The 2,721-nt window shown below is 70.1% G+C and carries 2 protein-coding genes; one reads left to right on the top strand and one right to left on the bottom strand.

Annotation, left to right across the window (positions count from 1 at the left end):
* Positions 1-118 precede the first annotated feature (118 nt).
* Positions 119-1,402: an MFS transporter gene (locus C1I98_RS37590; protein WP_111172013.1), complete on the bottom strand. Its 1,284-nt coding sequence runs from the start codon at positions 1,400-1,402 to the stop codon at positions 119-121.
* Positions 1,403-1,471: 69 nt separating this feature from the next.
* On the opposite strand from C1I98_RS37590, the gene C1I98_RS37585 reads away from it, so the two are divergent.
* Entirely contained in the window at positions 1,472-2,134 is a 663-nt protein-coding gene (locus C1I98_RS37585; RefSeq protein ID WP_111172012.1) for an ArsR/SmtB family transcription factor, read from the top strand.
* Positions 2,135-2,721 lie beyond the last annotated feature (587 nt).

Raw genomic sequence — 2,721 nt, 5'->3', positions numbered from 1 at the left:
GGGTGTTTCGGTGGTGTGGTTCACCTTCGTAAGGGTGGCCGAGGGGGCAGAGGCGAGGAGCGGGTGAACGGGATTCTGTGGATGGCGAAGCGGCGTTGTACACAGGGGATGCAGAGGGTCACGGGCGCGGTGCGTGGCGGAGCGGGGAGAGCCAGATGCAGGGGATGGCGAGGAGGCCGCCCGCGGCGCAGATCCAGATCACCGGGCGCAGGCCGAAAAGTTCGCCGAGTACGCCGCCGACCAGACCGCCTATGGTGAGGACGCCTTGGGTGGCGAACGCCGAGGTGGCCCTGACGCGGCCGATGTACTCGGGCGGCGTCTCGCGTGCCATCAGCGTGTTCATACAGGTCGCGAATGAGACGATGACGATGCCCACGGCGATGGAGGCCGAGCCGAGCAGCGCGGCCTTGACCGGCAGGGAACCGCCGGTGAGGGCCACGACCACATAGTCGCTGGGGAAGAGCAGGACCGAGCCGAGCAGTACGCGTTCGTTGCCGTAGCGGCGGACCAGGCGCGGGACGATGATCGCGCCGAGGATGCCGCCGATCCCGAAACAGGCGGTGAGGCCGCCGATCAGTCCGGACGGCAGGTCCAGCTCGTTGAGGGCATAGAGCATGAAGATCGCTATGTAGGCGCTGGCGAAGAAGTTGTGCGTCGCGCCGGCGCCGAGGAGGGCGCGCAGGATCGGGTTGACGAGGCTCAGGTGCAGGCCGTGCTTGATGTCGCGCCACATGCCCTGGGGGGCGGCGGGGGTGTGCCGCTCGGTGGCCCGTATCGAGCGCAGCAGCGCCGCGGAGACCAGGAAGGCTATGGCCTCCGCGAGTACGGCGAGCGGCGCGCTGAGCGCCTGGACCAGCACGCCGCCCAGGCCCGGGCCGCCGACCGAGGCGACGGACTGCGTGGCCTGGGCCCCGGCGATCGCCTCGGTGCGCTGGGACGGGGGCACGACGGCGAGCAGGTACGGGAAGTCGGCCGCCCGAAAGAAGACCGTGCAGGCTCCGACCACGAAGGCCACCGTGAGCAGGTAGGGCACCGACAGTACGCCCAGGTACCAGAACAGTGGCACGGTGGCGGCCGTGGCCGCGGCCATCAGCTCGCAGCCGATCATCAAGGGCTTGCGCCGGGCCATCCGGTCCGCGGCCACGCCGGCGACCAGCCCGAACAGCAGATGCGGGAGCGTCGACGCGGCCGTCAGCGCCCCCATCTCGAAGGACGAACTGCCCAGCAGCGCCGCCGCGGTGAGCGGGATGGCCAGGCGGGAGACCTCCGAACCGCTGAGCGAGATCGTCCGCGCGGTCCAGTAGAGGCGGTAGTCGCGTTGCCTTCTGAGCGGTGGCTCAGGGGTGGGGGCGGTGGTGGTGGCCGGATCCGGGCGCGGTGAATCGTGAAAGATATCTTTCATAGTTGTGAAGATAATGCTTCATTATTACGAAGGCAACGCTTCAGATCGGCGGACGGGTACGGTTTGCACATGACGGGGCACCGGCCGATGGCACTCAGCGATCCGAAGGCGATGCGCGCCCTCGCGCATCCGGCCCGCTTGGCCATGCTGACCCGGCTGCAGATCGAGGGCGCGGCGACGGCGACCGAGGTCGCCGAAGTGGTGGGGGTGACACCCAGCGCGGCCAGCTACCACCTGCGGATGCTGGCGAAGTACGGCTTCGTGGAGGACGCGCCGCCGCGCGGCGACGGCCGGGAGCGCGTGTGGCAGGCCCGCGACCGGGGGATGTCGGTCACTCCCGAGCCGGAGGACGAGCCGGAGGTGCGGGCGGCGAAGGACCTGCTGATCAGGGCCTTCCGGGCAAGCGCCGACGACGAGGTCTCGCGGGCGCTGGCGCATCGGGAGAGGGAGGCCGTCGAGTGGCGGGACGCGGCCATCTGGATGCGTTCGATTCTGCTGGTGGACGCGGAGGAACTGAAAGGGCTGGCGAAGAGGATCGAGGAGCTGATCGCTCCCTACCGGGTGAGCGTCAGGGCCAGGGCCGACGCGACGACGGGGGCCAGGATCGCCGAAGCGCAGATCAACCTCTTCCCCAGGGCGGAGCGCCGGACGCCCGGCCTGCCGACCGAGGTCCACGACATGCGCCCCGGCCGGCAGCACGATGCGCAGCCTGATCAGCGGCTCGAAGAATAGCCTGGCCGGTGCTCTGGTCGCGGGCACGACCTGCGGCCCGCCTGAGCGGTCCGGTCGGGTGGCCTGGATGGGACCTGACCGCCGGATTGGTGGGCGGTCGGTTGGCGGGTCTGCCTAGCGGCCCCGCCGGGTCGGCCAAGTGGTCCGGTTGGGTGCTGATCGGTGGGCCGGTGGATTGGCTGGAGGTGTGATCTGCCGTCCTGCTGGGCTGGCGTGCCGATGGGGGCTGGGGGTGTGATGTGCGGCCCCGCTAGGCGATCCGGCCGGGTGATCTGGCCGGGGGCGTGACCCGCTGGTTGGATCAAGTGGCCTGGTCGGGAGGCCGGGGGTGTGATCTGTCGTCCTGCTGGGCGGGTCGGTCGATGGCGTGCCAATGGGCTGGGGATGTGGCTCCGCTGGGCGATCTGGCTGGGTGATCTGGTCGGCTGGCGGGTCTGCTCAGTGCTTGGCCAGGGGCGTGACCCAAGTGGTCCGGTTGGGCCGGCTGCTGGTCTGATCTGGTGGTGTGGTGTGCGGCCCCGATCGGGGGCTGGCCAGATGGTTGGTTCGGGGGCGCCACGGGCTGATCGGAAGGTTCGTCGGTGGCT

It is taken from the genome of Spongiactinospora gelatinilytica (assembly GCF_003236385.1).
Lineage (GTDB): Bacteria > Actinomycetota > Actinomycetes > Streptosporangiales > Streptosporangiaceae > Spongiactinospora > Spongiactinospora gelatinilytica.
This window is presented reverse-complemented; position numbering and strand designations above follow the sequence as displayed.